This is a genomic window from Pediococcus sp. EKM201D, from assembly GCF_011800215.1.
Lineage (GTDB): Bacteria > Bacillota > Bacilli > Lactobacillales > Lactobacillaceae > Pediococcus > Pediococcus pentosaceus.
The window spans coordinates 289,229-314,628 of the sequence record NZ_JAALFK010000002.1 but is presented as its reverse complement, the minus strand read 5'-3'; the positions used below and the strand labels follow the sequence as shown (position 1 = coordinate 314,628).

The 25,400-nt window shown below is 37.2% G+C and carries 22 protein-coding genes and 2 riboswitches; of the genes, 11 read left to right on the top strand and 11 right to left on the bottom strand.

Features of this window, described 5'->3' with window-relative positions; genetic code table 11:
* Positions 1-223: 223 nt before the first annotated feature.
* Positions 224-1,591: a Na+/H+ antiporter NhaC gene (gene nhaC, locus HFC68_RS04350; protein WP_002833850.1), complete on the top strand. Its 1,368-nt coding sequence runs from the start codon at positions 224-226 to the stop codon at positions 1,589-1,591.
* Between the two features lie 24 nt (positions 1,592-1,615).
* Here the strand turns inward: nhaC and HFC68_RS04345 are convergent, their stop codons facing one another.
* From HFC68_RS04345 to HFC68_RS04335, 3 genes are all read right to left on the bottom strand, one after another.
* Entirely contained in the window at positions 1,616-2,590 is a 975-nt protein-coding gene (locus tag HFC68_RS04345) for an SGNH/GDSL hydrolase family protein (RefSeq protein ID WP_011673921.1), read from the bottom strand.
* 19 nt (positions 2,591-2,609) lie between these two features.
* The gene (locus tag HFC68_RS04340; protein ID WP_002833848.1) at positions 2,610-3,176 is read right to left on the bottom strand and encodes a DNA-3-methyladenine glycosylase I; all 567 of its coding nucleotides are present in this window, start codon (positions 3,174-3,176) and stop codon (positions 2,610-2,612) included.
* Positions 3,177-3,269: 93 nt separating this feature from the next.
* Positions 3,270-4,595: a nucleobase:cation symporter-2 family protein gene (locus tag HFC68_RS04335; RefSeq protein WP_011673920.1), complete on the bottom strand. Its 1,326-nt coding sequence runs from the start codon at positions 4,593-4,595 to the stop codon at positions 3,270-3,272.
* Positions 4,596-4,693: 98 nt separating this feature from the next.
* Positions 4,694-4,791: riboswitch (purine riboswitch) on the bottom strand.
* Positions 4,792-4,920: 129 nt separating this feature from the next.
* On the opposite strand from HFC68_RS04335, the gene HFC68_RS04330 reads away from it, so the two are divergent.
* From HFC68_RS04330 to rlmH, 4 genes are all read left to right on the top strand, one after another.
* Positions 4,921-5,463 carry an NAD(P)H-binding protein gene (locus HFC68_RS04330; RefSeq protein WP_167399699.1) on the top strand — a complete coding sequence of 181 codons (543 nt, stop codon included), beginning with the start codon at positions 4,921-4,923 and terminating at the stop codon, positions 5,461-5,463.
* Between the two features lie 8 nt (positions 5,464-5,471).
* Entirely contained in the window at positions 5,472-9,050 is a 3,579-nt protein-coding gene (locus HFC68_RS04325) for a PD-(D/E)XK nuclease family protein (protein WP_011673919.1), read from the top strand.
* Positions 9,040-12,747: a helicase-exonuclease AddAB subunit AddA gene (gene addA / locus HFC68_RS04320; RefSeq protein ID WP_011673918.1), complete on the top strand. Its 3,708-nt coding sequence runs from the start codon at positions 9,040-9,042 to the stop codon at positions 12,745-12,747. Before HFC68_RS04325 ends, addA begins: the two co-directional genes overlap by 11 nt.
* Before the next feature lie 499 nt (positions 12,748-13,246).
* Positions 13,247-13,726 (top strand): 23S rRNA (pseudouridine(1915)-N(3))-methyltransferase RlmH, encoded by a 480-nt coding sequence (gene rlmH, locus HFC68_RS04315; RefSeq protein WP_011673917.1) that lies wholly within the window; start codon positions 13,247-13,249, stop codon positions 13,724-13,726.
* Between the two features lie 143 nt (positions 13,727-13,869).
* Here rlmH and HFC68_RS04310 read toward each other — a convergent pair whose 3' ends face one another.
* Positions 13,870-14,310 carry a hypothetical protein gene (locus HFC68_RS04310; RefSeq protein WP_011673916.1) on the bottom strand — a complete coding sequence of 147 codons (441 nt, stop codon included), beginning with the start codon at positions 14,308-14,310 and terminating at the stop codon, positions 13,870-13,872.
* Between the two features lie 14 nt (positions 14,311-14,324).
* Positions 14,325-14,519 (bottom strand): helix-turn-helix transcriptional regulator, encoded by a 195-nt coding sequence (locus HFC68_RS04305; RefSeq protein WP_011673915.1) that lies wholly within the window; start codon positions 14,517-14,519, stop codon positions 14,325-14,327.
* A gap of 124 nt (positions 14,520-14,643) precedes the next feature.
* On the opposite strand from HFC68_RS04305, the gene HFC68_RS04300 reads away from it, so the two are divergent.
* Positions 14,644-15,264, top strand: a complete 621-nt coding sequence (locus HFC68_RS04300; protein WP_011673914.1) for an SAP domain-containing protein — start codon at positions 14,644-14,646, stop codon at positions 15,262-15,264.
* A gap of 26 nt (positions 15,265-15,290) precedes the next feature.
* Here HFC68_RS04300 and HFC68_RS04295 read toward each other — a convergent pair whose 3' ends face one another.
* A complete protein-coding gene (locus tag HFC68_RS04295; protein ID WP_011673913.1) occupies positions 15,291-15,518 on the bottom strand; it encodes a DUF454 family protein in 228 nt (75 codons plus the stop codon).
* A gap of 205 nt (positions 15,519-15,723) precedes the next feature.
* Here HFC68_RS04295 and HFC68_RS04290 point away from each other — a divergent pair, with 205 nt between their 5' ends.
* Positions 15,724-16,797 carry a S66 peptidase family protein gene (locus tag HFC68_RS04290; protein WP_011673912.1) on the top strand — a complete coding sequence of 358 codons (1,074 nt, stop codon included), beginning with the start codon at positions 15,724-15,726 and terminating at the stop codon, positions 16,795-16,797.
* Between the two features lie 31 nt (positions 16,798-16,828).
* Here the strand turns inward: HFC68_RS04290 and HFC68_RS04285 are convergent, their stop codons facing one another.
* From HFC68_RS04285 to HFC68_RS04265, 5 genes are all read right to left on the bottom strand, one after another.
* Positions 16,829-17,749 (bottom strand): DUF4097 domain-containing protein, encoded by a 921-nt coding sequence (locus HFC68_RS04285; protein ID WP_011673911.1) that lies wholly within the window; start codon positions 17,747-17,749, stop codon positions 16,829-16,831.
* On the bottom strand, positions 17,749-18,369 hold the full coding sequence (locus HFC68_RS04280) for a DUF1700 domain-containing protein (protein ID WP_011673910.1): 621 nt from the start codon (positions 18,367-18,369) through the stop codon (positions 17,749-17,751). Before HFC68_RS04280 ends, HFC68_RS04285 begins: the two co-directional genes overlap by 1 nt.
* Complete coding sequence (locus tag HFC68_RS04275) at positions 18,362-18,682, bottom strand: PadR family transcriptional regulator (protein ID WP_002833836.1); 321 nt, start codon at positions 18,680-18,682, stop codon at positions 18,362-18,364. Before HFC68_RS04275 ends, HFC68_RS04280 begins: the two co-directional genes overlap by 8 nt.
* A gap of 103 nt (positions 18,683-18,785) precedes the next feature.
* On the bottom strand, positions 18,786-19,973 hold the full coding sequence (locus tag HFC68_RS04270) for an acetate/propionate family kinase (RefSeq protein WP_011673909.1): 1,188 nt from the start codon (positions 19,971-19,973) through the stop codon (positions 18,786-18,788).
* An 87-nt stretch (positions 19,974-20,060) separates the two neighbouring features.
* Positions 20,061-21,431 carry an NAD-dependent succinate-semialdehyde dehydrogenase gene (locus HFC68_RS04265; RefSeq protein WP_002833834.1) on the bottom strand — a complete coding sequence of 457 codons (1,371 nt, stop codon included), beginning with the start codon at positions 21,429-21,431 and terminating at the stop codon, positions 20,061-20,063.
* A gap of 192 nt (positions 21,432-21,623) precedes the next feature.
* Positions 21,624-21,756, top strand: a riboswitch (FMN riboswitch).
* A 115-nt stretch (positions 21,757-21,871) separates the two neighbouring features.
* On the opposite strand from HFC68_RS04265, the gene ribD reads away from it, so the two are divergent.
* From ribD to ribH, 4 genes are read left to right on the top strand one after another with little or no spacing between them, the layout of a single operon-like run.
* On the top strand, positions 21,872-22,933 hold the full coding sequence (gene ribD / locus HFC68_RS04260; RefSeq protein ID WP_011673908.1) for a bifunctional diaminohydroxyphosphoribosylaminopyrimidine deaminase/5-amino-6-(5-phosphoribosylamino)uracil reductase RibD: 1,062 nt from the start codon (positions 21,872-21,874) through the stop codon (positions 22,931-22,933).
* Positions 22,934-23,539: a riboflavin synthase gene (locus HFC68_RS04255; RefSeq protein ID WP_011673907.1), complete on the top strand. Its 606-nt coding sequence runs from the start codon at positions 22,934-22,936 to the stop codon at positions 23,537-23,539.
* Entirely contained in the window at positions 23,529-24,743 is a 1,215-nt protein-coding gene (locus HFC68_RS04250) for a bifunctional 3,4-dihydroxy-2-butanone-4-phosphate synthase/GTP cyclohydrolase II (protein ID WP_011673906.1), read from the top strand. Before HFC68_RS04255 ends, HFC68_RS04250 begins: the two co-directional genes overlap by 11 nt.
* Positions 24,744-25,214, top strand: coding sequence for a 6,7-dimethyl-8-ribityllumazine synthase (ribH, locus tag HFC68_RS04245; protein ID WP_011673905.1), 471 nt, complete (start codon positions 24,744-24,746; stop codon positions 25,212-25,214).
* Positions 25,215-25,400: the final 186 nt, after the last annotated feature.

Genomic DNA, 25,400 nt, shown 5'->3' with positions numbered 1-25,400 from the left:
TCAGAAAGTCGGTGGTTGCTGCGAACCGATCAGGGTTATGTTGTCGAAATACCGTGGAATAGTTTAATTTAACGGAAAATAACTAGAACCGTTATCAATCTAGTGAGTGAAGAGGTCTTTTTGGGTTCTCTTAAGCTGGGTGGTACCACGGTCTCCATATCGTCCCTGTTGCATTTATGATGCAGCAGGGACATTTTTTTGGTCAAAATAAGGGGGACTTGGAATGAAAAAGGTTAGTATTTTAGAAACTAGCACGGTATTGGTTTTAATGTTAGTGATAATGGGGCTAGGAGTAATTAAATTTAAATTATCTCCTCAAACGCCAGTATTGTTAGTTTTAGGTTTAATAACGATGTGGGCTAAGCTACGAGGTTTTGAATGGGAAGATATCAATCAAGGAATTAAAAATGGAATTGAAACGGGGATTATCCCCATCTTTATTTTTATTTTAGTTGGGGCACTAATTAGTGTCTGGATTGCAGCCGGTATTATTCCGACGTTAATGGTAATTGGTTTTAAGTTGATAAATGTAGCATGGTTTGTTCCTTCGGTATTTATCGTCTGTTCACTAGTCGGTACCGCTGTGGGTTCAGCATTTACGGTAATGTCAACGGTGGGAATAGCATTTTTTGGTATGGGAGTCACCATGGGAGTCAATCCGGCCCTCGTAGCTGGAGCAATTATTTCTGGGGCAATTTTTGGTGATAAGTGTTCGCCCCTTTCTGAATCAACTAATTTGTCGGCCGCAGTAGTAGACGCAGACCTATTTGATCATATTAAAAATCTAATGTGGTCAACAGTTCCAGCATTTGTGGGAGCTTTGATTTTATTTACGATAATGGGGATGGGCGAAGCTAAAAGTGCAGACATGAGTAAGATTAACCAAACCGTGGCTATTTTAGAACAGCACTTCAACGTCAACTTCTGGGTTATTATTCCAATTGCTTTAATGTTTATCTGCGCTTGGATGAGAGTACCTGCCGTTCCAACTCTATTTATTAATATCGGGGTTTCTGTAATATTTGTTTTTATCGGCAATCCTCAGATTACAGTAACAAAAATTGCCTCAATTATTGAAAATGGATTTATTTCAAAGACTGGTAATATAGACGTTGATCAGCTATTAACTCGAGGTGGGATTGCTAGCATGATGGGGACCGTAGCTTTGATTGTTGTCACATTATCTTTGGGTGGTATTTTAGTACACTTAGGCTTAATTGAACAAATCATGGCACCAATCGCGCAACGTTTAAATAGCGATGGGAAACTAATCTTAGCGGTAATTGCTAGTGCAATTGGAGTGAATTTATTCATCGGTGAACAATTCCTATCTGTCATCTTACCTGGGAAAGCATTTAAACCAACTTTTGAACGCTCAGGGCTAGCAAACGTCACACTAAGTCGTGCACTTGAAGATGGTGGAACAGTAATTAATTACATTGTGCCATGGGGGGTAGCAGGTACTTTCGCGGCCAATACTTTTCATGTAGCAACTTTAAGTTACCTACCATTCGTATTCTTTAGCTTGTTGTCTCCAGTATTCTCAATTTTAAGTGGTTTTACAGGAATCGGAATCAAACATCGAAATTAAAAAACAGGTTACAAGAGGAGAATATTACTCCGATTGTAACCTGTTTTGAGGTTCAGTAAACCAAGCGACTAAATGGTCACTAATTGCTTTTGATCCTTCTACGTTAGGATGAACTTCATCATTTGTTTCAATTACCCAATCTAAAGTTGGAATAAGTTCGATTTTTAAGGCTTTAGCGACGTTCTTGATGACGTGGGAATGTGCCTGATTAAAAGGTGTAATTATAATAATTCTGGCATGAGGGAATTGCTTTTTAACTTCATTTATAAACCAAACAAAGTACATTTCAAAAACGTCATCCTCATAGCGAGCATCATTAGTCCCAAGATTAATTAAAACCAAATCAGGATTAATCCGAGGAGCTTTAACGCTAAAATTGACATATTTTACAAACTTACCAGCTGGGGGAACTCCTCCCGTTCCGTAACGGATTATACCGGCAGCACTATAGGCAATACGATAATCTTCCCAATCTAAAGCGCGGGATAATTGAGCAGCATAGTTAAGGTCGGCTCCATAACCGATAGAAGGTGCTTTACTACGAACCCAACAGCCAGCGGTGATAGAATCACCAATAAAAGCAACGAGTGGTCCAGCTGGTTTAATAGCCGCTAGGGTGCCTGAAGCAATCGTGATATCTTTAATGGTAAGTCCGTCATTACCTAACCAAATCTCATCTTGGTCAGTATTGCCTGTAAAATAAATCCGAACAATATGAGACTGATTTGAACTTAATTTAAAGTCATTTTTAGACCGAGTGAGTGGGGTTAAATGTAATTCATCATCGATATAAATGCTTAGAGTTTGAGGAGCAGAAAGAGGATTAATTACCGCTTCTAAAGTGAAATAATCAGCATTTTGAACTTCAAACAAAATTTGAGCGCCTAGATTAGTGGTATACATTGCTGGCTTGCTTTCAACGGTCTGAGTTGTCCAACGCCCCATAAAATAGACGTTAGGAATGCACCCATTAGCCGAGGTAGGGATGATTTGATTCATAGTAAGCCTCCGATTTAAGTTAACCAGGATTATACATACATTCTATTTCATGATCATTAATTAATCCAATGGCTTGCATAAATGAGTACGCTGTTACGGGACCCACAAACTTAAATCCACGTTTTTTTAAGTCAGCCGAAATTATTTCAGAGAGCGGGGTTTTGGCGTGAATTTCCTCAGGAATTCGAATATGGTCGTTAATCTGACGGTTATTTACAAATTTCCAAATATATTCATCAAAACTACCGAATTCAAGCTGAACTTCAATAAAGGCCTTAGCATTAGAAATAGTAGCCGCTAATTTACCTCGATGATGTAAAATTTCGGGAGTTTCCATTAATCGATCAATATCGGCTTCAGTCATGGCTGCTACTACGTGAACTTCAAAGTTATGAAAGCCTTTTTTAAAGGCCGCACGCTTATTAATAATTGTATTCCAGCTTAAACCAGCCTGATAACCCTCTAAACAGAGCATCTCAAACATGTAACGATCGTCATGGGAGATTTGCCCCCATTCTTTAGCATGGTATTCTTGCATGAGTTCAGAAGCATTTTGAGCCCATGTACAGATAAAATTATTGTTCATTTTGCATTCTCCAATTCTAAATAAAAATGCTTTTAACTCCCTTTGAAAGGGTAATTAAAAACATTAGTTTAATTAATTCAATTTTAGCACATCTTACATATCCCGATCGTAGCCATTAAATAACAAATTAAGAACGACAGCAGTGATACTAGCAATCACGATGCCGTTGGTAAGTAGCATTTTAATAGTAGCGGGAAGGGCTTGGTAAAGTTGAGGATAAATGGTTGAGCCAAGTCCCATACCAACTGATAGCGAAACGATTAGAATGTTTTTAGTCTGGTTGAAGTTGACTTGTTGTAAGATACGGACCCCTTGAACCCCGACAATTCCGAACATTACCAACATAGCTCCCCCGAGGACGCTGGTCGGCACAATGGTGGCAGTGGCACCAGCCTTAGGAAGTAACCCTAAAACAATAAGGAAACCAGCTGCATAATATAAAGGTTTACGGCTTTTAACGCCTGAAAGCTGGAGAACACCTACATTTTCCGAAAAAGTTGAGTAGGGAAATGTATTAAAGATCCCTCCAAGGATGGCTGCAATTCCTTCTGAACGGTATCCACGTTTTAAATCGTCTTGGGTAATTTCTTTACCTACCAGATCACCTAATGCGAAAAAGACCCCTGTCGATTCAATCATTGTAGTTAAAGTAACCATAATCATGGTTAGAATAGCGGAAAGATTAAAGGTAGGAACTCCAAAATAGAAAGGTTGAGGAATTCGAAACCAACTAGCTTCAGCAATGGGCGATAACGAAACCATGCCCATAAAACTAGCAAGGATGGTGCCGATTAAAATACCAATTAAGATGGCGATAGAACGGAAAAAACCGCGAGCCCACACATTAATACCTACAATAATCAAAACGGTGATTAAGCCTACTAATAGATTACGGGGATCTCCAAAACTTTTAGCAGCAACATTTCCACCGCCAATATCTTGAAAGGCCACAGGAATTAAAGTAAAGCCAATTACGGTAATAATTGAGCCGGTTACGATTGGTGGGAAAAGTCCTTTAATTTTAGAGAAAAGTCCACCAACTAGAAATACAAAGACACCAGAAGCGATAATTGCTCCGTACATGGCGGTGACCCCTAGAGTCCCTCCGATTTGCTGGAGGGGTTGGACGGCTTGCACGGCGCAACCTAAAACGACTGGGAGACCAATCCCAGTTAGAGGAGTGCGTTTAATTTGTAAGAGCGTAGCGATACCACACATGAAAATATCAACAGAGACTAAATAAGTCATTTGAGCGGCTGTAAAATGTAAAAAACCACCGATTAAAAGAGGAACAATAACATCGCCAGAGTACATGGCTAAAAGGTGTTGAAAGCCTAAAATAGCAGCTTTTCCTTCAGTTAATTGTGGTTTAATTTCAGTTACAGGAACTTCGGTGTAACTTGATTCAGTTGTTTTCATGAATTCTCATCCTCGTTTTCATAATTTTCAAATCAATATGAAATCGAGCCTATAAAACTAAAAAAGCTCAAGACAAAAAGTCTCAAGCCATCATAATACATAAGAGTTAGTTTTCCTATAGTCCAACATTTACGGCGTTGGGTAGAAACTGTCAACCAGATTAAGACATTATATAGGCTAAGTTTTATTTGATTGTGACTGAAATTTTAACATATAAAAATTAATGAAACAACCATTCTCAAACTAGAATAGTTATTGTCGAAAAAATTGGAGAAAGAAACAAACAGATTTATAATGTAAAAAAGACTATTTTTAGGAGAAATCAATGAACATATTAGCAATTGGAACAGAACGAGTTATTTCCAAAAAAGTTTTAGAAGAATTAAAACAAAAATCAGATTTTTCAGTAATTATATGTACGCCAAAGCAAGTTAAAAACATTGCGGCGGTTAATTATGATGTAATGTATGTTGATATGCTTCACCTCGGAATGGATGAAGAATTTGAAGGAATTATTGATCAAATTGAGGCTGGTGAAATTAAAGCGAACAAAATTATTTTTCTAGCAACGGCTGGCATGGATAAAGAAATCAATCCAAACTGGATTGAAGTTCAAGATTTGAAAGAACTACTATTAGAAGTCAAATATGTGGCTAAATTAGTGGATGAGACTGAGCTTCCATATACAATTTTACGACCAGTTGAAGTTAGTGATGAAGTTCAGAATGTAGCTTTAAATATAATTCCTGAAGGAGAAAAGATTAGCGTAGATAGAGTTAGTGAAGCTAACTTAAGAACGGTGATTATTGATGCAATTACGACCAATAATTATATTAATCAGTCGATTGGAATTTCTAATAAAGGATAGGAGAAAATATGCCACTTCAATTTATGTATGGACCAGCAAGTATTGACCATTTAGAAGGTATTGCCGACAGGGTAATTGAACTTCAGCAACAGAACGTCGGTCAGCCAGTATATTATTTGGTTCCTAATCACATCAAGTTTCAATCCGAAATACAATTACTTCAAAAGTTGCGACAGAGAAGAGATGTTAAGAGTCATATTTTTGCAGAAAAGGATGTTCAAATTCTTTCAATTAGCCGATTAGCCTGGTTTTTCTTACGAAATAGCAGTATTTACCAATATCCTCGCGTAACGAGCTCGAGTTCTAATATGCTGTTATATAGAGTGATTTTAGAACATCAAGATGAATTAACCTTGTTTCATAATATAGATGCTCAGTTGGGGCTGGTACAGAAGATTGCAACGCAGTTAGCTGAATTCAAGCAAGGGAATGTAGGGCCCGACGAATTAGGTCGAGTTGCGGAAAATATTGCCGAAAACAGCGATGCAGGGATGGATATTAAGGCTAAATTACATGATCTAGGCATAATTTATAGTGCTTATGAAGAAGAAATTCAAAGCCGTTTCATTGATGCTAGTGATATTACGCATACTTTAACAGATGAATTATCTAAAATGGATCTGAGTGGTCAGAGTTTTATAATTAGTGGCTTTTCAAATTTTACTGCTGAAGAAATGAGCCTAATTCAAGCCTTAATGAAGGCCAATGGAAATGTCGTTATTGATTTAATAATGGATAAATTTCCGCTTTATGAAAAAGTTTCAGAAAACAGTTTGTTTTTTGAAAACGAAAAAATAATTTTCAAGTTTAATGCGTGGGCTCATGAAAACAAGGTGAAATCGCTAGAACCAGTTCGTTTACACCGAGTTAGAGTTAATTCTGATCTTTTAAAATTAGAAAAATATTGGATCGAATCAAGTGAAGGTCAAGTAGGAGGTTCTAAACAAGAAAATAACGCATGTGTTACGATTTTCCAAGCGAATAGTCGTTATGCAGAAGTAGAACATGTGGCGACTTTAATACGCCAAAAAATGGCTAAAGATCCAAGTTTAAAATTTTCAGATTTTTCAGTTTTAACCCGACATTTGAGTGACTATTCAACGATTATTAAGCCAATATTTGATCAAATGGAGCTTCCGATCTTTTATGATCTTCAAATTGCAATGAAAGATCATCCATTACTAGAATTGATTAACGCTTTGTTTGATATTAGAGCACATCATTTTCGTTATGAAGATGTAATGCGTCTATTAAAAACGGGTCTGTTATTTCCAGAAACTGAGGATGACCCGCACGGGATGGACTTCTTCAAGAGTGTGCATATTACTGAAAATTACGTTTTAAAACAAGGAATCTATGGAGACCGATGGCTTCAGAAAAAAGATTGGAAATATAGTCGTTTTAACGATATTGACGAAGAGAAGCAAACGGATGAAGAAATCGAAATTAATCAGCGAATTAATACGGTAAAAAATTATGTAGCGGAAACAGTTGTGCCATTTTTTAATCAACTTTCTACTGCAACCACTGGTGTGGAAGCAGCCAAGGCCTTGTATGACTTTTTAATTAAAAATGGAATTGATCAATGCTTACTTGCTTGGCGAGACCAATGGATTGAGGAAGGGCGTTTGGCGAAAGCTGCTGAGCCCGAACAAACTTGGGAAACTTTTATCCAGATGCTCGATGAATTTGTCGATATTCTAGGAGATCAGCCATTTGACCCAGATAATTTTATGGGTCTTTTAAATGCGGGATTTGAAGGGGCAACCTATTCGCAAATCCCATCTACACTAGATCAAATTCTAGTTTCAGAAAGTGGAATGGTCCAGATGGTTGACCGTAAAATTGTATTTATCATCGGAGCTACTGATCGAGTAATGCCGGAACAAATTCAAGATAATGATTTTTTGAATCAAGATGGTAAAAATCAAATAGATCCGTTCTTAGATGATGATCAATTTTTGAGAATTAGTAATGATCGACAGATGCGCCAAGAACCATACCTTAATTATCTAACGTTTATGATTGGTTCAGATGAGTTAATTTTCTCTTATCCAAAAAGTGGAAATGATGGCGTAGAATTAAAAATCTCGCCTTACGTAGAACGGATTGGTAAACATTTTGGGATTATCGCCCAATCATTACCAAGTCGACCTACAACTGAGCCGGTTCGACTGGATCCACCATTTATCGAGCTATTTATTGGTTCCAATCGAAGTACATTGAGTCATTTAATTCAGTATGCGAGAGCCATGCATGAAGCTAAAAGTGAAGCAGACCCACGCTGGAATCTAATTTATACAATTTTGAGACAGAGTACATTGGGTTCTTTAACAGATCAGTTACTAAGCAGTCTGGAATATAAAAATATCCCCGAAAAATTGAAACCAGAAATTGTGGAAGGTCTTTACGGCGATACAATTTATGCTTCAGTATCGAAGCTAGAAGAGTTTTATCGAAATGAATATTCATACTTTTTAAAATATGGGTTGAAGTTACAAGAACGGGAAACATCGGATTTGAGCCCCGCTGATACAGGGCAATATTTCCATGCAGCAATGGATAAACTAATTAAAATGATTACTACTGAGAATCTGAACTTCAATGAAGTTAATCAAGAACAGATTGAACAAATTGCGAAAAGATTAGTTCAACAAATGGAGCAAGATCAACAATTTGACCAGTTTAATGGAACTTATCGGATGGGATTTTTGCGAAAACAGCTAGATCGAACGGTGCAAGCGATGGTCGAAGCAATCTTTAAACAACTGGCTCGCACACGAATGCGTCCGATTGCATCGGAACAATTATTTGGTCAGATTGGTTCGCAATCTGGATTGCCAGCATTGAACTTTAAGGTTGGAGAAGGCAAGGAAATTAACGTACGCGGTAAAATTGACCGTATTGATAAGATTGAAATTGGCGATAAGGACTATTTAGGAATTGTCGATTACAAATCTAGTAACCGTAAATTTGATTTCACAGATGCTTACTATGGGTTAGCGATGCAAATGTTAATGTACTTGGATGTAGTTCAGCGTAATAAAGAAAAGATTGACCCAGCTACAAAAGCAGAAATTTCGAGCGCATTATATATGATTTTCCAGTACCCGCTTCTAAAATCAAAAGAGTGGAAGGGCAGCGATGCTAACCAACTTAACCAAAGCATATTCAAAAAATTCTCACTAAATGGATTTTTATTGAAAGATGAGGAATTAATAAAGGAAATTGATAAGACGATTGAAGACACCAGAAAGTCCGATGTATTTCCAATTGCATTTACTACTAAGGGAACTTTAACGAAGGTTAGTGAAAATAGTATCTTAAGCGAAGATGAACTTCAAAATTTGATTAAACATGCAGAATTGAAGGTACGTGAAGCTGGAGAAAAGATTTTCAAGGGTGAGCTAGATATGAATCCGGTACAGTGGCCTAATCGAAGAACAGTGATGGAATATTCTCCTTATAAAGATGTCATGCAATTCGATGCGATGTTACCTGAGAATAATTATCGAATAATTGAAAAGTTAGATAAAGATAAAGTACTGGAACAGATTCGGGAGGAACAGGAAAAGAATGGCAGATAGAGAGTATACCTTAAGTCAGAAGCAAGCAATTAATAGTTCCGGCCACAACATTTTAGTCTCTGCTTCGGCAGGATCGGGTAAAACCTCCGTTTTGGTGGAACGTGTAATCCAAAAAATTATTAATGGTGAAGATGTTGATCGTCTATTAGTAGTAACGTTTACGGAAGCTGCTGCCAGTGAAATGAAGGAACGTATTCGAGCAGCGATTGTGAAGAAGATTAATGAAGTGAGTGATATTGAACTTCAAAATCATTTTTCAATGCAGCTCAATAAGTTGAATAACGCGAATATCAGTACACTTCATGCATTTTGTATGTCGATAATTAGAAACTATTATTACATCATTGATCTAGATCCCACGTTTAGAATTATGGATCCAACAGAAAGCGAGTTATTGAAAGAAAGTGTCTGGGCGGATCTCCGGGAAGAATTATACGAGAGGGATGAGGATGGTAAATTTGCGCTCCTCACGCGTAATTTTTCAAGCGATCGTTCGGATGAGGGGCTGCAAGATTTAATTTTAGAATTATTTGAGTTTTCGAATGCTAATCCAGACCCTCAAGCTTGGTTACAGCAGATTGCTAAAAATTACGAAGTTCCATCTGATAATGTTATGGATATGGAGTTTATCCAACAGCTTTTAACAGAAGTAAAAACAAAGTTGATGAGAATTTATCGCAAAGACCTAGATCTTACAGAACAAGCAATCAATGGTGGAGAACCTTTAAAAAATGCAGCTGAAAAATTTCAAAATGAAGTTGATGATTTAAAAACTATTATCGACAGCTTAAATGGTAGCTGGGATGATGTACAACAAGCCGTTAGCAAGATGAAGTTCGCGCAACTACCACGAGGTAAAAAAGAAGAAGTCCAAGAATTTAATGCATACGCTAAATCAATTCGAAATGACTTTAAAGATGAGTTTAATACAATTGCGGATAAATACTTTAAATTATCTAGTGAGCAAATGATTGCGGTCTTCAAGGATGCTCACGATTTAATGATGAAGTTAATTGAAGTACAAAACCAATTTGCGGAACGCTTTTTACAGGAAAAACTAACCCGCCGTTCTTTAGATTTTAGTGACTTAGAACATTTTGCGTTACAAATTGTTTTAGATGATTCTGAAGAAGGTCAAGCAATCAGACGCGACTTCCAACAAAAATTTAATGAAGTCATTGTTGATGAATACCAAGATATTAATCCGCTTCAGGAAACGATTCTGACGTCAGTTGCCAGTCCAGACCCAGGAAATATGTTCATGGTGGGGGATGTAAAACAGTCTATTTACGCATTCCGAATGGCCGATCCTAGTTTGTTTATTAGTAAAAATAATCAGTTTAAAGATGAAGAACAAGCAGATGAACGGATTATTTTAGCAGAAAACTTCCGTTCGATGCGAAATGTCGATGATTTTACTAACTTAATTTTTAACCAAGTAATGGATACTGAAGTAGGAGAAATTGAGTACGATGATGATGCACAATTGCAATTTGGTGCAAAATACTACCCAGATGAAGTTCAGAATAACACCGAGGTAATGATTTATGACGACAGCCAAACAGATATAAATGATAAAGAAGCTACTCCAATTATCTCAAACAAAAATGACGGTCAGTTACAGATGATTGCTCAACGTATTCAAAAACTATTTGCGGATCATACTCAGATTTATGATAAAAAAGAACAAAAAATGCGGGACTTAGAATATAGCGATATTGCTCTGCTACACTCAACGGGTAGTAATAACCTTGAGATTGTTGATACATTTAAGAAATATGGAATTCCCATTCAAGTTAATAATGCCCAGGATTATTTCCAAACCACAGAAGTTTCAATCATGATGGCGTTATTGAAAATAATTGATAATCCCTATCAAGATATCCCATTGGCAGCAGTTTTAAGGTCGCCAATGGTGGGGCTGAAGGAAAATGAACTAGCCTTTTTACGAATTGGAAAGAAAAATGGGCATTACTTTGAGGCACTACTTTATTTCTTGAATGAGGCCAAGCTAGATTCTAATAATGAGTTCCAAATGCAGTTAAAAACAAAAATAACTCACTTTTTAGAGCAGTTAGATCATTTTAGTAAATTAGCCCGTCAATCAACTTTGGTGGACCTCTTATGGGCAATTTATGATGAGACAGGTTATCTAGATTATGTTGGTGGAATGCCCGATGGGCCACAGCGCCAAAATAATCTACATGCTTTGTACGATCGGGCGAAAGGGTATGAGGAGTCTAGTTTTAAGGGACTCTTCCAATTTGTTCGATTTGTTGAAAAAATGCGAGATAAGAATAAGGATTTAGCTGAAAATCCAGTAGTTACTGATGTCAAAGCTGTGAAATTAATGACGATTCACGGAAGTAAAGGGCTAGAATTTCCAATTGTATTCCTAATTGATGCCGAACATGGATTCAATACCATGGATGAGAAAGGACGTTACGTTCTTGATCGAGACGCAGGAATGGGAATCACATTGAAGGACTTTATTCATCGGTTAGAGATTGATACAGTCCAAAAGAATTGGATTATTTCAATTAAGAAGCAAAAGGCGTTGGCCGAAAAATTGAGGGTACTCTACGTGGCCTTGACGCGCGCAGAACAAAAGCTAATTATCACTGGAGCAGTTAATTCTGCGGATGACACCTTGAACAAGTGGGCCGAAGCGGTAGACACGGACGAGACGTTGATTCCTGCGGAAGCTAGATCTAAAGTAAGTAACTTTTTAGATTGGATTGGAATGGCAATTATGCGAGTACCTTCTGTGGTTGAAAAATACGCAGATTACAATACCCGAAAATTGCAAGGTACACTAATTCCGGATGTAGAATTGAAGATTATTAATAGCAGTGAGTTAATGGATCAGCAAGGATTAACAGCTTTAAAGTCAGCGCAGATACCTGAGTTACAGCAGTTAAACGCTTTTGATGATATAGCTGATGTTGATAAGTTTAAACAAATTATGAACTTCAAATACCATGATGAAGCCGCAACGACGACAACCGCCTATCAGTCAGTATCTGAAATTAAGCGAGTTTTTGACGATCCTGATAAATTCGAATTGAATTTTAGTGAGGTCGATGCAGATCAACACATTAAACCACAAAATCGGTTTGTAACGGAAAGTTTAATGGCTCCGCGTTTTATGAATGAAGCGACAAAGCCTAAGGCAGCTGAAATAGGGACCGCAACGCATTTAATTTTGCAACAATTAGATTTGAATCAACCGATTAATGAAACAATTATTAAAGATAAAATTGGTGAGTTAGTAATGAACCGAGTGTTGGATGAACAAGTTGCTAACCGGATTCGTATTTCAACAATATTAGACTTTTTTGATAGTGATTTAGGACAGCTAATGATCAACCATCCAGAAAATGTACATCGGGAAGAAGCTTTTTCGCTATTACTACCGGCTAAGGGACTTTTCCCTAAAGTTAAAGGTGATGACGATGTGTTAATTCATGGTATTATCGATGCATATTTCGAAATGGAAGATCGAGTTATCTTATTAGACTACAAGACCGATTTTGTTCTTCCGGGGAGCGTCGAACAAGGTATAGAAAAAGTAATTAATCGATACCAAGGGCAGGTCAATTTATACGCGCAAGCCTTAGGGAGCATTTTGAAACGACCAGTTAATGAAAAATATCTTTATTTGTTATCGATTGGACGACTAGTAGAAATTCAATAAAAAAAGCTGCAACTAATCTAATATGGCAAAATTAGTTGCAGTTTTTTTGCGAAAAAGTGTTTTAAGAGACCACTAGATTAAGAGATGGGGAATAATCCTGAAGCGCGTTTTAACTACAGATGAACTTCGGAGCAAAAAAATGTGGATAACTGTGGATAACTTTGTTAATAACTAAAAAAGTACGAAACTATTTATACACAAAAGTTATTAAATAAACCTTAAGGCCTGTCGAAAAGTTATCCACAGGCAGTGTTGATAACTGTGGATAAAAAAGTTTATAATAATTTTATATTGATAAAAACGCTTATTTGTAGGCGATGTAAGCGTGTGGAATGAAACAAAAATTAAGTTGAATAATTGTGGATAACTAAAAAAACTGTTGACAAAATCTTATCCACAAATGTAGTGCCGAACATAAATTCGACCCAATATGTTGTGAGTGCAAAAATTAGCCTGTGGATAACTTTGTTAATAACTTAAAAAAGGATGTGCAAAAGAAGTGAATATTAAAATTATTGTTGTGGGAAAGTTAAAAGAAAAATATTTGAAACAGGGGATAGCAGAATACTCGAAAAGATTGTCAAAATTTTGTAAGTTCCAAATTATTGAAGTTCCAGATGAAAAAGCACCCGAAAGTTTAAGCGATGCTCAAATGAATGAAGTTAAAGTTAAGGAAGGAGAACGTATTTTAGGTAAAATTAAAGATCGAGACTATGTTTTTACCCTAGAAATCAAAGGAAAAGAACGCTCTTCTGAAGAATTATCAGCAGAGATGGCTAAATTAGCTACTTATGGAAACTCTGATATCACATTTGTGATCGGGGGTTCGTTAGGTCTTAGTGATGCAGTAATGAAACGTTCTAATTCCGCCATTTCATTTGGGCGCTTTACTCTACCGCACCAATTGATGCGACTAGTGTTAACTGAGCAAATTTATCGTTCGTTTATGATTCAGGCGGGAAGTCCGTATCATAAATAATCAAAAACACTTACCAAGTTTGTCTTGGTAAGTGTTTTTTGTTTAAACATAATTATGAACGGATTTAATGTATTATGATGTTTTTTTCATCAGTAAGGTTAGAAATTCTCTGAAATTTAAAATACTATTTTGTTTGCTAAATATTATTTATGGTAATACCTAAGCCAGGTACTGTAATAAATGATATTTCCCAAGAAACCCATAAGGATAAGCCACCCAGAAATGATAGTCAGAGCAGTATATATATCTAAAGTAAAAAGATTAATTAGAGGAATTGCTAGCAATAACAAGAATGCAGCGGCCGTGTAGAAACATAAAAGTATTGAGTGAATTTTATAAATAATGGATCGTTCACGTTCATCTTCAACAAAAACAAGTGCGCTATTGGACTTGATGTGAAGCCTTTTACGATAAGTTGCTGAAGTTATCTGAATCACAAATAAAGAAATAAAGTAGACTATATCGAATGTTATTTGCGACATATCTAGTATGCCAAGAAAATTTGCATAAAAAAGAGCAAGAAGTAATAAAAGTATATTGAGTTCCCAAAAATTAAAACGAATAAAACGAGCAGATTTTGTCATGGTTAATCCTCCTCTTATTGTTCAAATACAAATAATTCATCTACAGTTGTTTGTAGGATATGCGCTAGATTGAAAGTTAGCGCTAAGGAGGGATCGTATTTATCGTTCTCAATGGCGTTGATAGTTTGGCGTGTAACGTGAGTAAGTTGCGCGACTTCGGCTTGAGATAATTTAAGTTTTTTACGCCGGACCGCAATGCTATTTTCCAAAATAACGTCCTCCTAAGTGTAAAATGTTTTTTACATTTAAAGTAAAACATGTTTTACATTTTAAGTCAATAAAATATTTTAAAAAGGGTATGAATGATATAATTTATTTATCGGAGGTTGTTTAATGATGGTACTTACATTGAAAGATTTTGAGCAAACTTATTTTTATAAGACGGAATTAATACAGTTATGTAAAGTTTACGGATTACCGACCTATGGGACTAAAGCGGAGTTAAACAAATACTTAACGTTATATTTATCTGGAACTCCGGCCTGCGATATTAAAGTAAATAGAAAACATACCACTAGTAGAAATAAGACAAAAATCACATTAGAAACAAAGATTCTGGGAGAAGGATTTAGTTTTAATCAAGAGGCAAGAAAACTCTTCGCAGAATATTTTGGTAAAGAAAAGTTTTCATTTAAGAAAGAAATGGCCGTTATTAAACGACAAGCTGAACATAACGGTGAGACCAAAATGACTGTGCGTGATTTATTGGAAAGATATCAAGAGATGGTTGGGCAAGGTAATGTACTAAGGGAGACAGCAGAAGAAGCAACGTATCAATGGAATAATTTTGTGAGGGATTTCTGTAAGAGTTCAGAAAGTCAGAATTATCATCAGAAATTAAAAGTGGCGGCCATTCTATGGGAAAAAGTTAAAAATTCTAAAAACGATAAAAAATTTGAAGCTAGTTTGGTACAAAAGTATGAGAAAAATATTTCAAATTATATGAACAAATAAAAAACGCCTTTTTAGGCGTTTTTTATTTATCCTAACCATTTTCCCACAATTGGAAATTTGCCTTGCAACCAGACAAATGGTCGGGTCTTAATGATACGTTGGTGAGTTTCAGGTGAAGCTTTTTTTACAGAGATTAAAGCGAGAATGAAGAATGGAGAAGCTGGTATAACTGGTAGCGCTAAGCCGATTATTCCTAGGACAGTATTGAAGAAGGCAGAGGTTAGCCAAAAAAATCGTGTGATTATGAAAGTCATTTAGTCATCTCCTTAAGGATATAAGTTAGCATGTTTTAGTAAACTAAACGAGCAAAATGGATGAGCTTTTAAAGTTACTTAAGAATATTAAATGAATTTTTAGACAATTTGGCTTATAATGGGCGCTAAATATTTGAATGATACGGGCAGAAAAATAAGATTGATAATTTTAACTTCAGATGAAGTTAAAGTGGGGTGAGAGGTGATGAAAAAACCGAAGGCACTAGTACGCGGTGATAAAGTAGCGATCGTGAGTCTATCCAGTGGAGTATTGGGTGAGAGCTTTGCTGAACACGAATTGAAGCAAGGAATACAAAGACTAAAAGAATTTGGTTTACAACCAATCATTATGAAAAATGCTTGTCGAGGGATTGAATACTTAAAATGTCATCCAGAGGCCAGAGCTGCTGATCTCAAACAAGCTTTTATGACAGCCGATATTAAAGGAATTATTTGTGCAATTGGTGGAGATGATACTTATCGTTTAGTGCCATATTTGATGGAAGATGAAGAATTTATTAGGGCAGTTCAGGCGCATCCTAAAATTTTTACGGGCTTTTCAGATACGACGATCAATCATTTAATGCTAAATAAACTGGGGCTAATAACGTATTATGGTCCAAACCTATTGAATGATTTAGGCGAGCTAGATAGGCAGATGTTGCCTTATACACGAGCAACTTTTGCTAGCTATTTGAAAAACGAAAACCCAGTCGAAATTAAATCTAGCCCAATTTGGTATGATGAACGGGTCGATTTCTCGATAAAAGCACTGAACACACCACGCGTTAAACATGATGAAAAACATGGTTACCTTGTACTTCGTGGAAAAGGGAAAGTTACAGGAAAATTATTCGGCGGTTGTTTGAATAGTTTGGGTAAATGTGTCTTAGGTGAAGGTCACTCTGATCAACCAGCTATTATTCAAAAATATGGCCTATTACCTGAACCCGAAAAATGGTTAGGAAAAATTCTGTTTATTGAAACAAGTGAAGAGAAGCCTACGCCAAAAGAGTATCGAAAATTATTAGAAACCCTAGATCAGTTTGGAATTATATCTAAAGTTTCAGCTATAATTGTTGGAAAGCCACAAGATGAAATCTATTTTAACGAATATCAAAAAATATTACTTGAGGTAACAGCGATTTATCAAACTCCAATTATGTTTAACTTAAATTTTGGGCATGCTTATCCCCGAACAGTAATACCCTACAATTTAGAAGCTACCGTCGATTTTGATGAAAGAACTTTAACAGTCCAAGAATCCTTGTTCAACTAAAAAAATCCGCCTTTAAAAGGCGGATTTTTAATTATCTGACGATGATATTGCCATCGGAACTAGTGAAAGAATAATGAGTTTTCTGAAATCCTTGATGATAGTAATTTGTATTTTTACCAAAAATTTTAACGTGTCCGTCGTCGCTATCTGCATTAATTGCTAAATTACGGGAATCCTTCAGAGTAGTATGAATATCACCATCACTAGTACGACCGGTTAAAGATTCTGAAATACTAAGCCGATTTAAGTTCAGATCGCCGTCATCACTAACTAACTTAAGCTGTTTGAAGTCAGAATCATTAAGTTCAAGATCGCCATCTGAAGTTAAAATTTTTGATGAGCCCTTAATGAATTTTGAGTCATTAATAGTAACATCGCCATCACTGCTATCATAAGCAAGACTTGCTGCTGAAACTTGTCGTAATTCTAAATCAGAGTAACCACTAACTTGGAGTTCGTCTTTAACGTTAACTTTGTGCAAATCAACATCTTCATTTGAAGATAGATGGATTTGGTTGAAGTTCAAATCAGTAATAGAAACTGTACCACTAGTGTTACAAATTAACTTGTTAAGTTTACTAGTACTTGGTACATAAATAGTAATCGTAGACGGTGCAAAGTTTCCAAGTCCTAGATTAAAGGTAAAACCATTTCTTGAATTATCGTTAATAGAAAGTTGATGGTTGGTTGCTTGGTAATCAAGGGTATTGGTTCCTCGATAAGTGACTTTAATTTGGGATCCAGCGTAAGGCTTAATTTGAACATCATCATCGGCGTTAATTTTTAAATTATGAACTTCTTTGAAGGTAGCATGTTTGATTGAAGTATCTTCGATTTTGAATCCACCATCATGCCAAATTAAATTATGATCGCCATGATGTAAGATGCCTAATCCTAAAAGGACGGCTCCTAAAATGGTGATGATAATCCCCGAAATAAGTGTTTTTTTCATTACCGATCACCTCTTTTTTCTGTTCTTCTTGTGACAATCTTGGTGTATAACCATCTGAAGAAAAGGGAAGTCCCGTGAAGAATTAACATTAATATCCATCGGATAAATGGAATTAAAATTAAATATATCCCAATCACTAACAAACCAAAACCGATGTAATAAATACCAGTCCAAAAAGATGTTGCCAAAAGAGTTAGACCAATAATAAAAATAATAATAGCGATAATGCCAAAGATAGTGAAAGCCAATCCAACTCCAAGAATTGCAACAACCATCCCAAAAATAACACCAAATATGGCCATAAATAAGCCTAGCGCTAGAGGAATTGTAATAGGGGTAGAGAAAATAGCCAGGATAATCAACCAAATGGTTTTAACATCCTGCCGTGGACGTTTAAAATCCGACGATTCGGGTTCAGATTGTTCACCAGCTTTAATAGAATAGTCTGCTAAGATTTTCCGCGCTAATTGTTTAGGTGTTCCTAATGAAGAAACTGCTTGTTGATAGCTTACCAAGCCACTATCTTGTAAATATTCGCTATAAAACTCAATCACGTCAGACCGTTCTGCGCGCGTGAGCGGAGATAAATGGGACTCTAATTCTTCAATGTAATCATTCATTCAAATCACCCCTTGAAACTAGTTTATCAATCCTATTTTTGAAGGTAATCCATTCTGCTTGAATTTCAGCCAAACGAACTTTACCTGCTTGAGTTATCTTGTAATACCTTCGATTACGTCCTTGATAGGGTTCATCATAGGTTGTTAAATAATTATTCTTTTTTAAACGGCGTAAGACAGGATACATGGTTGATTCGGAAATCGGAAAGTCTGCTTGAACTTTCTGTGTCAGAGCATAACCATAGTAATCTCCATGATTTAATATTCCCAAAACGCTACCGTCTAGCAATTCGGTTGGAATTTGGATTGCCATATGCTCACCTCCATAATACTATATCTCATATAGTATTATAAATGATTAAAATAGTAAAGAAAACCCCCAAGCTTATTTACAAGCTTGGGGGTTGAAGTTCAATTTAACGTAAAATTCGTTGGATATCGCGAGCAATCATTAATTCCTCATTAGTTGGCACAACGAGAACTTGAACCGCATCAGTTACTTGATTAATCTGTTGTTCTTTACCACGTACATTATTACGCTCAACATCAGCATTAATGCCGAAGTAGGTAAGTTGTTCCATAATGCGTTCTCGCATTGCAATTCCATTTTCACCACAGCCAGCAGTGAAAATCAGAGCATCTAATCCACCAAGTTCAGCCACATAGCTACCAATAAAACGGACTACGCGGTTAATGAACATTTCCAATGCTAACTTAGCTTGAGGATTAGAATTTTCGGCATCTTCCAAGTCCCGTTGATCAGGAGATAATTGGGAAATTCCTAATAATCCTGATTTTTGATTTAGAATATCAATCACTTCGTTAACACTAATCCCTAATTTTTCAGCTAGAAAACCGACCAGTGATGGATCTAAATCTCCCGATCGAGTCGCCATCATTACCCCGCCTAAGGGAATGAATCCCATAGAGGTATCGATTACATGTCCTTGATTAAAGGCCGTAATTGATGAACCGGAACCGAGATGACACGTAATCATTTTCAAATCGCTTAAATCTTTTTTTAGAAGATCTGCTGCCCGATTGGCGACATACCGATGACTGGTCCCGTGCGCACCATATTTACGAATCCCTAAGTCTGTGTAGTATTCGTAAGGGATGGGATAGAGGCAGTTAACTTTCGGCATATCAGCGTATAACGAAGTGTCGAAAACCGCCACTTGACGAACATCTGGCAGGAGCTGTTTAAAAATTTCAATGTAGCGGGCCTGAACCGGGTTATGAAGTGGGGCATATTCAGCTAAATTGTGGATTTCGGCTAAAACTTCATCATCGATTAAAACCGAGTCTTTAAAGTGTTCGCCCCCTGCGACAACTCGATGTCCAATTCCAGTAATCTCACGTAAATGCTTGACTAGTCCATGATCCTTAAGGAAAGAAAGCAGCATGGTAACCGCTAAATCATAGGTGATTGAAGGTTTTACTACTTTATAAGGATCATGATGGGGGCGTTTAACCATAAAAACGGAGTTGGGAAGATTGATTCGGTCAATCAATCCAGTTGCGATTACTGTTTCATCAGGAATCGAAAACAACTTCCATTTCAGAGTTGAACTGCCCGCACTAATAACTAAGTCTTTTTTCATGAGATATTCCTCGCTAACATGTGTAGATTTATTGGAAATTAGTTTTTGTATCCGCTTACAATTATACCGGATTTCCAACAAAAATACTTAACTATCGATAATAGTTTTTGCGTTAATGAATTCACGAATACCTAAATCGCTAAGTTCACGTCCGTAACCAGAGAATTTAACTCCACCAAATGGGAACTGAGGATATGAAGTTAGTAATTGATTAATGGCAACTTGGCCTGTTTCAATCTTCGAAGCTACTCGTTCAGCTTGTTCTAAGTCTTCGGAAAATACGGTCCCACCTAGTCCGTGTTGAGAAGCGTTAGCAACTTCAATCGCTTCTTCTTCATCCTTAACCTTGTAAACTTGAGCAACTGGACCAAATAGTTCCTGATCATACATCGGGTTATCTGATTTCATACCACTAATGATGAGAGGATAAAAGCCGGCACCAGGGCCTTTAATAGGCGTGTTGTTACCCCAAAGTAGTTTAGCACCACCGGCTAAGGCCATGTCCACTTGTTTTCTTAGTTTTTCTTGAGCAGACTTGGATGAAAGTGGCGCCAAAGTTGTTTCGGGATCTAGTGGGTCTCCCAACCGACGTTTTGCAAATTGCTGGCTAAGACCTTCAAGAAAGGCGTCATAAACATCTTCTTGGACGATAAAACGTTTAGCAGCCGTGCAGACTTGTCCAGCATTGCTAAGACGAGCTTTAGCAGCAACTTCAATTGCTTTTTTCAAATCAGCGTCTTTCAAGACAACAAAGGCATCAGTTCCGCCTAATTCCATGGTTGATTTTTTTAAATTTGCTCCTGCTTCGGACGCAATCTTTTTACCAACCCCTTCAGAGCCAGTTAAAGCAACACCTTGAACCCGATGATCACTGATGATTTGACTAACTTGGTCGTAATTGATAAATAAATTTTTAAATGCTCCCGTTGGAATACCAACCTTCAAGGTCGCGTCCTCGAAGGCTTGAGCACATTCGGGAATGATACTAGGGTCTTTTAGTAAGACAGGGTTTCCCGCAATAAAATTAGGAGCAAAGACCCGCATAATTTGAGCATACGGGAAGTTCCAAGGTTCAATCATAAAGACTGCTCCAATCGATTGGTACTCGACGTGGGCTTTAACCCCTGGAGCATCGTGATACTCAACGTCTGCCAAAGCTGCTGCTCCATTTTTAGCATAGTATTCTGCAAAATCAGAGGTCTTTTGAACTTCAGCTTGAGATTCCTTAAACAACTTTCCCATGTTAGTTGTAATAAGGCGAGCGTAATGGTCAATGTTATTTTTAAACTCATCGGCTAGCTCTTGAAGTTTTTCGGCTCTTTTTTCAATGGGTTGAGTTTTTGCAAATTGATAAAAAATATCAGCATTCTTCAAAGCAACTTCGACTTCTTGGTCGGTTGTATTGGGAAATGTGCGAATTAATTGTCCGTCGTACGGATTTACTGAATGATATGCCATATAAAAGTCTCCTTTTCTAGATATGGTTCTATTGTGCAAAAGAATACGCTTTCATTCAAGTGATAAAGCTTAAATTGGTAAAATTCAATATTTGAGAAATACAGCACATTTTATAGAGTGGTTAGAATAAAGTGAAGGTTCAGATTTGCAAAATAAATTATCTTAGCGTAGACTACAGAGCGAAAACTGAATAGATTTCTTCGGGGCAGGGTGTAATTCCCGACCGACGGTAACAACCAAGGGTTGAAGTCCGTGACCCGCGAGTAGCGGTGGACCTAGTGAGAGTCTAGGACCGACAGTATAGTCTGGATGGGAGAAGAAACGTTATTTAAATTTCGTACTCTTTTGTACGCTTTTTGGCGTACATGCTCGTATGGAGTCTTATTTAGCTATCAAAAATCATGCCCCGCACAAATTTTGTGTGGGGCTTTTTTCGTGGGGTGATTTTGATTAGTGAACAAGATTATATGAATTTAGCTTTCGAAATGGCAGAGAAAGGGAAGTATCAAACGTGGACGAATCCTTTAGTGGGAGCGGTAATCGTTAAGAACAACGTGGTTTTAGCTAAAGGGTATCACCACCAGTTTGGAGCCGCTCATGCTGAAATTGATGCTTTGCAGCACTTAGATGATCTAAAACAAGCTAGAGGTGCTACGATGTACGTCAGCCTAGAGCCGTGCAGTCACTTTGGTAAGACGCCTCCTTGTGCTAAAAAGTTAGCTGAAGTAGGTATTAAAGCAGTTGTAGTTGGTCAAAAAGATCCGAATCCATTAGTCGCGGGTCGAGGACTTCAAATTTTAAGGGATGCTGGAATTGAAATAAAAGTTTTAAACCAAACTGGAGGATTAAATGTTAAATACAATTTTTTCTATCAGCATCAGCGTCCGTATGTAAATGTAAAGTATGCCATGACTTTGGATGGAAAAATTAACCAGCAGGCCAACCAACGCAGCATTATTACTGGTAAAGAAGCCTATCAAGACAGCCAGCAATTACGGGCAGAATATCAAGCAATTTTGGTTGGTGAAAACACATTAAAAGTTGATCATCCCCAATTAACAGTCCGCCAAATCGCTGTTTATCAGCAACCTTGGCGAATGGTTTTGATAAGAGATGTAGATCAACTTAAAGTCGAAGATTATGCGTTTTTTAAAACAGCAGATCCAATCTTATTACTTACTTCATCCGTAACTCGACGACAGTGGCCGAATAACGTAGAAGTGATTTCTGATCGGTGGACCCCCAATAAAATCCTAACGCTACTGGCTAAACGAGGGATTCAAAGTGTTTTAGTTGAAGGTGGGAGTCAAATTCACGCCGAGTTTTTAGCAAGCGGTCTGGTGGATGAAATTAATGTCTATCTTGCACCACGTATTTACGGAGCGACGGGGTTACCAGCGATATTTAACCCTACTCAATTACCATATCAATCGAATGCATATCAGTTAGTTGAAAAAATGGAATTGGGGCCAGATATGAAATTTAGACTGAGGAGAGTATAGATGTTTACTGGAATAATTAAAGCAAAAGGCATTATCAGCCAGATTAAACGCAATCAAGCAACCGCGCAAATTATGATTGCCACACCGATGACCCACCAAATTCATAGCAAAATTGGAGATAGCATTGCCATCAATGGGATTTGTTTAACGATTACTAGCATTTTAAACGAAGGATTTACCGTCGAAGTAATGCCCGAAACAACCCATCGAACGAGCCTTGCGAATATGAAAGATGGAATGGAGGTTAATCTAGAACCGGCTTTGCTAGCCACAGACCGCTTAGATGGTCATTTTGTTTTGGGACATGTAGATACAACGGCCAAATTAGTTAACAGGATGTTAAATGAAAATTCAATCGTCCTAACCTTTGAAATTAATCCTGACTATATAGATTACGTGGTCGAAAAGGGCTCGATCACCATCGATGGAGTGAGTTTAACGGTTTCAGCGGTGGAGAAGCAACTGTTTGAAGTTAGTTTGATTCCACATACCTTACAAGTAACCACGCTAGGTAATTTAAAGGCTAATGATGTTGTGAATGTTGAAACTGATATTTTAGGAAAATACATTTTAAACGAAAATCGTGGTGTAAATAATGAAAAATAGAATAATCGAAAAAATTGAAAATGCTCTACAAACTTTGAAAAATGGCGGCCTCATTATCATAACGGACGATGAAAATCGTGAAAGTGAAGGAGACATGGTGGGGTTGGCCGAATATGTTACCCCAAAAGCAGTCAATACGATGGTTACCAATGCTCGAGGACTGTTGTGCGTACCGATGAGTGCGGAGATAGCTCAAAAATTGGGATTATCACCAATGGTTACTAATGCGGAAGATGCTTTTGGAACGGCGTTTACCATCAGTACCGATGCTAAAACCACTAAAACAGGGATTTCAGCTTTTGACCGCGCTAAAACCATTCAAAAGTTAGCGGATCCCCAAGCTAAATTTAGTGAATTTTATCATCCAGGGCATGTCTTTCCCCTAATTGCTGAAGAAGGTGGGGTGCTAGCAAGAGGTGGGCATACTGAAGCGGCAGTTGATCTGGCTAAGTTAGCTGGAGTTCGGCCAGTAGCCTACATTACGGAAGTTTTGAAAAAAGACGGCACAATGGCCCGTCGAAACACCCTTAAATCCTTGGCCGAAGGAATGCAAATGCCACTATTAACCATTGAAGAAATTAAAATATATCGTTATATGAAAGATGCTGGAATAGTTAAATCGGTTGCGAAAGTCCATTTACCTACTAAATATGGGGAATTTGAGATGGAAGCTTTTGATACGGGGGCTGGGCAGGAACCAACTTTACTTTTAACTAAAGGAAGTCTATCTGAAGTTCAACCCTTGTTACTTCGAATCCACTCCGAATGTTTAACTGGTGATATTTTTGGTTCCAAGCGATGTGATTGTGGTGAGCAATTAGAACGTTCCTTAAAGGAAATCCAAAGCCGTGGAAGAGGAGCTTTGTTGTATTTACGTCAAGAGGGTAGAGGAATTGGTCTTGCTAATAAATTAAAGGCTTATGAACTTCAAGAGCAAGGGATGGATACAGTTGAAGCTAATCTGAAGTTAGGATTTCAAGCTGACGAACGGCATTATGGAGTAGCTGCTGCAATTCTAAGAAAAAAAGGAATCACGAAAGTTAATTTACTAACCAATAATCCTGACAAGATTAAACAATTAGAAACGTTGGGTATCAAGGTAGAGGAGCGAGTGACAATCCAAATCCCAGCACGCCCCGAAAATCGAAGCTATTTAAAAGTTAAAAAAGAAAAAATGCATCATTTATTGAAAGGAATGGATTAAATGACAGAATATTTAGGTACTTTTAATGGAAGTAAACTTAAAATCGCGATCATAGTAGCGCGTTTTAATGATTTAGTGACAAAGCGTTTACTGGATGGGGCTTTTCAAACTTTAGCTCAAAATGGAGTTTCCAAGGAAGATATCGATATTTATTGGGTACCTGGAGCGTTTGAAATTCCACGCGTAGCTCAAAAAATAAGCCAGAAAGGTAATGTAGATGGAATAATTACTTTAGGAGCAGTCGTTCGAGGTGAAACATCGCATTATGAATCGGTTTGTTCAGGAGTAACAAGTGGAATCGCTCAAATAGCGTTAGAAGGAAAAGTACCGGTGATGTTTGGAGTGCTCATGACAGAAAATATGGAACAGGCTCTTAATCGAGCGGGTGGTAAAGCCGGAAATAAGGGTAGTGAATGTGCAACGGGGCTACTGGAAATGATTGATATTGAGCAAACAATAGATAGGGAATAGTGATACAAGGATTTAATGGTTGTTCAAAAAAGCGGTCTACGGAGGTTGAAACCAATATTTTTTTGAAAAACTTTAGTCCTTTAGACCACGGTAAATTTAAATATGTAGTTTTTTCTTAAAATAGCGCTTTCAAAAACCGATAATAGGTATATACCAATTTTAATTTTTATAAAATAAGCCCTATAA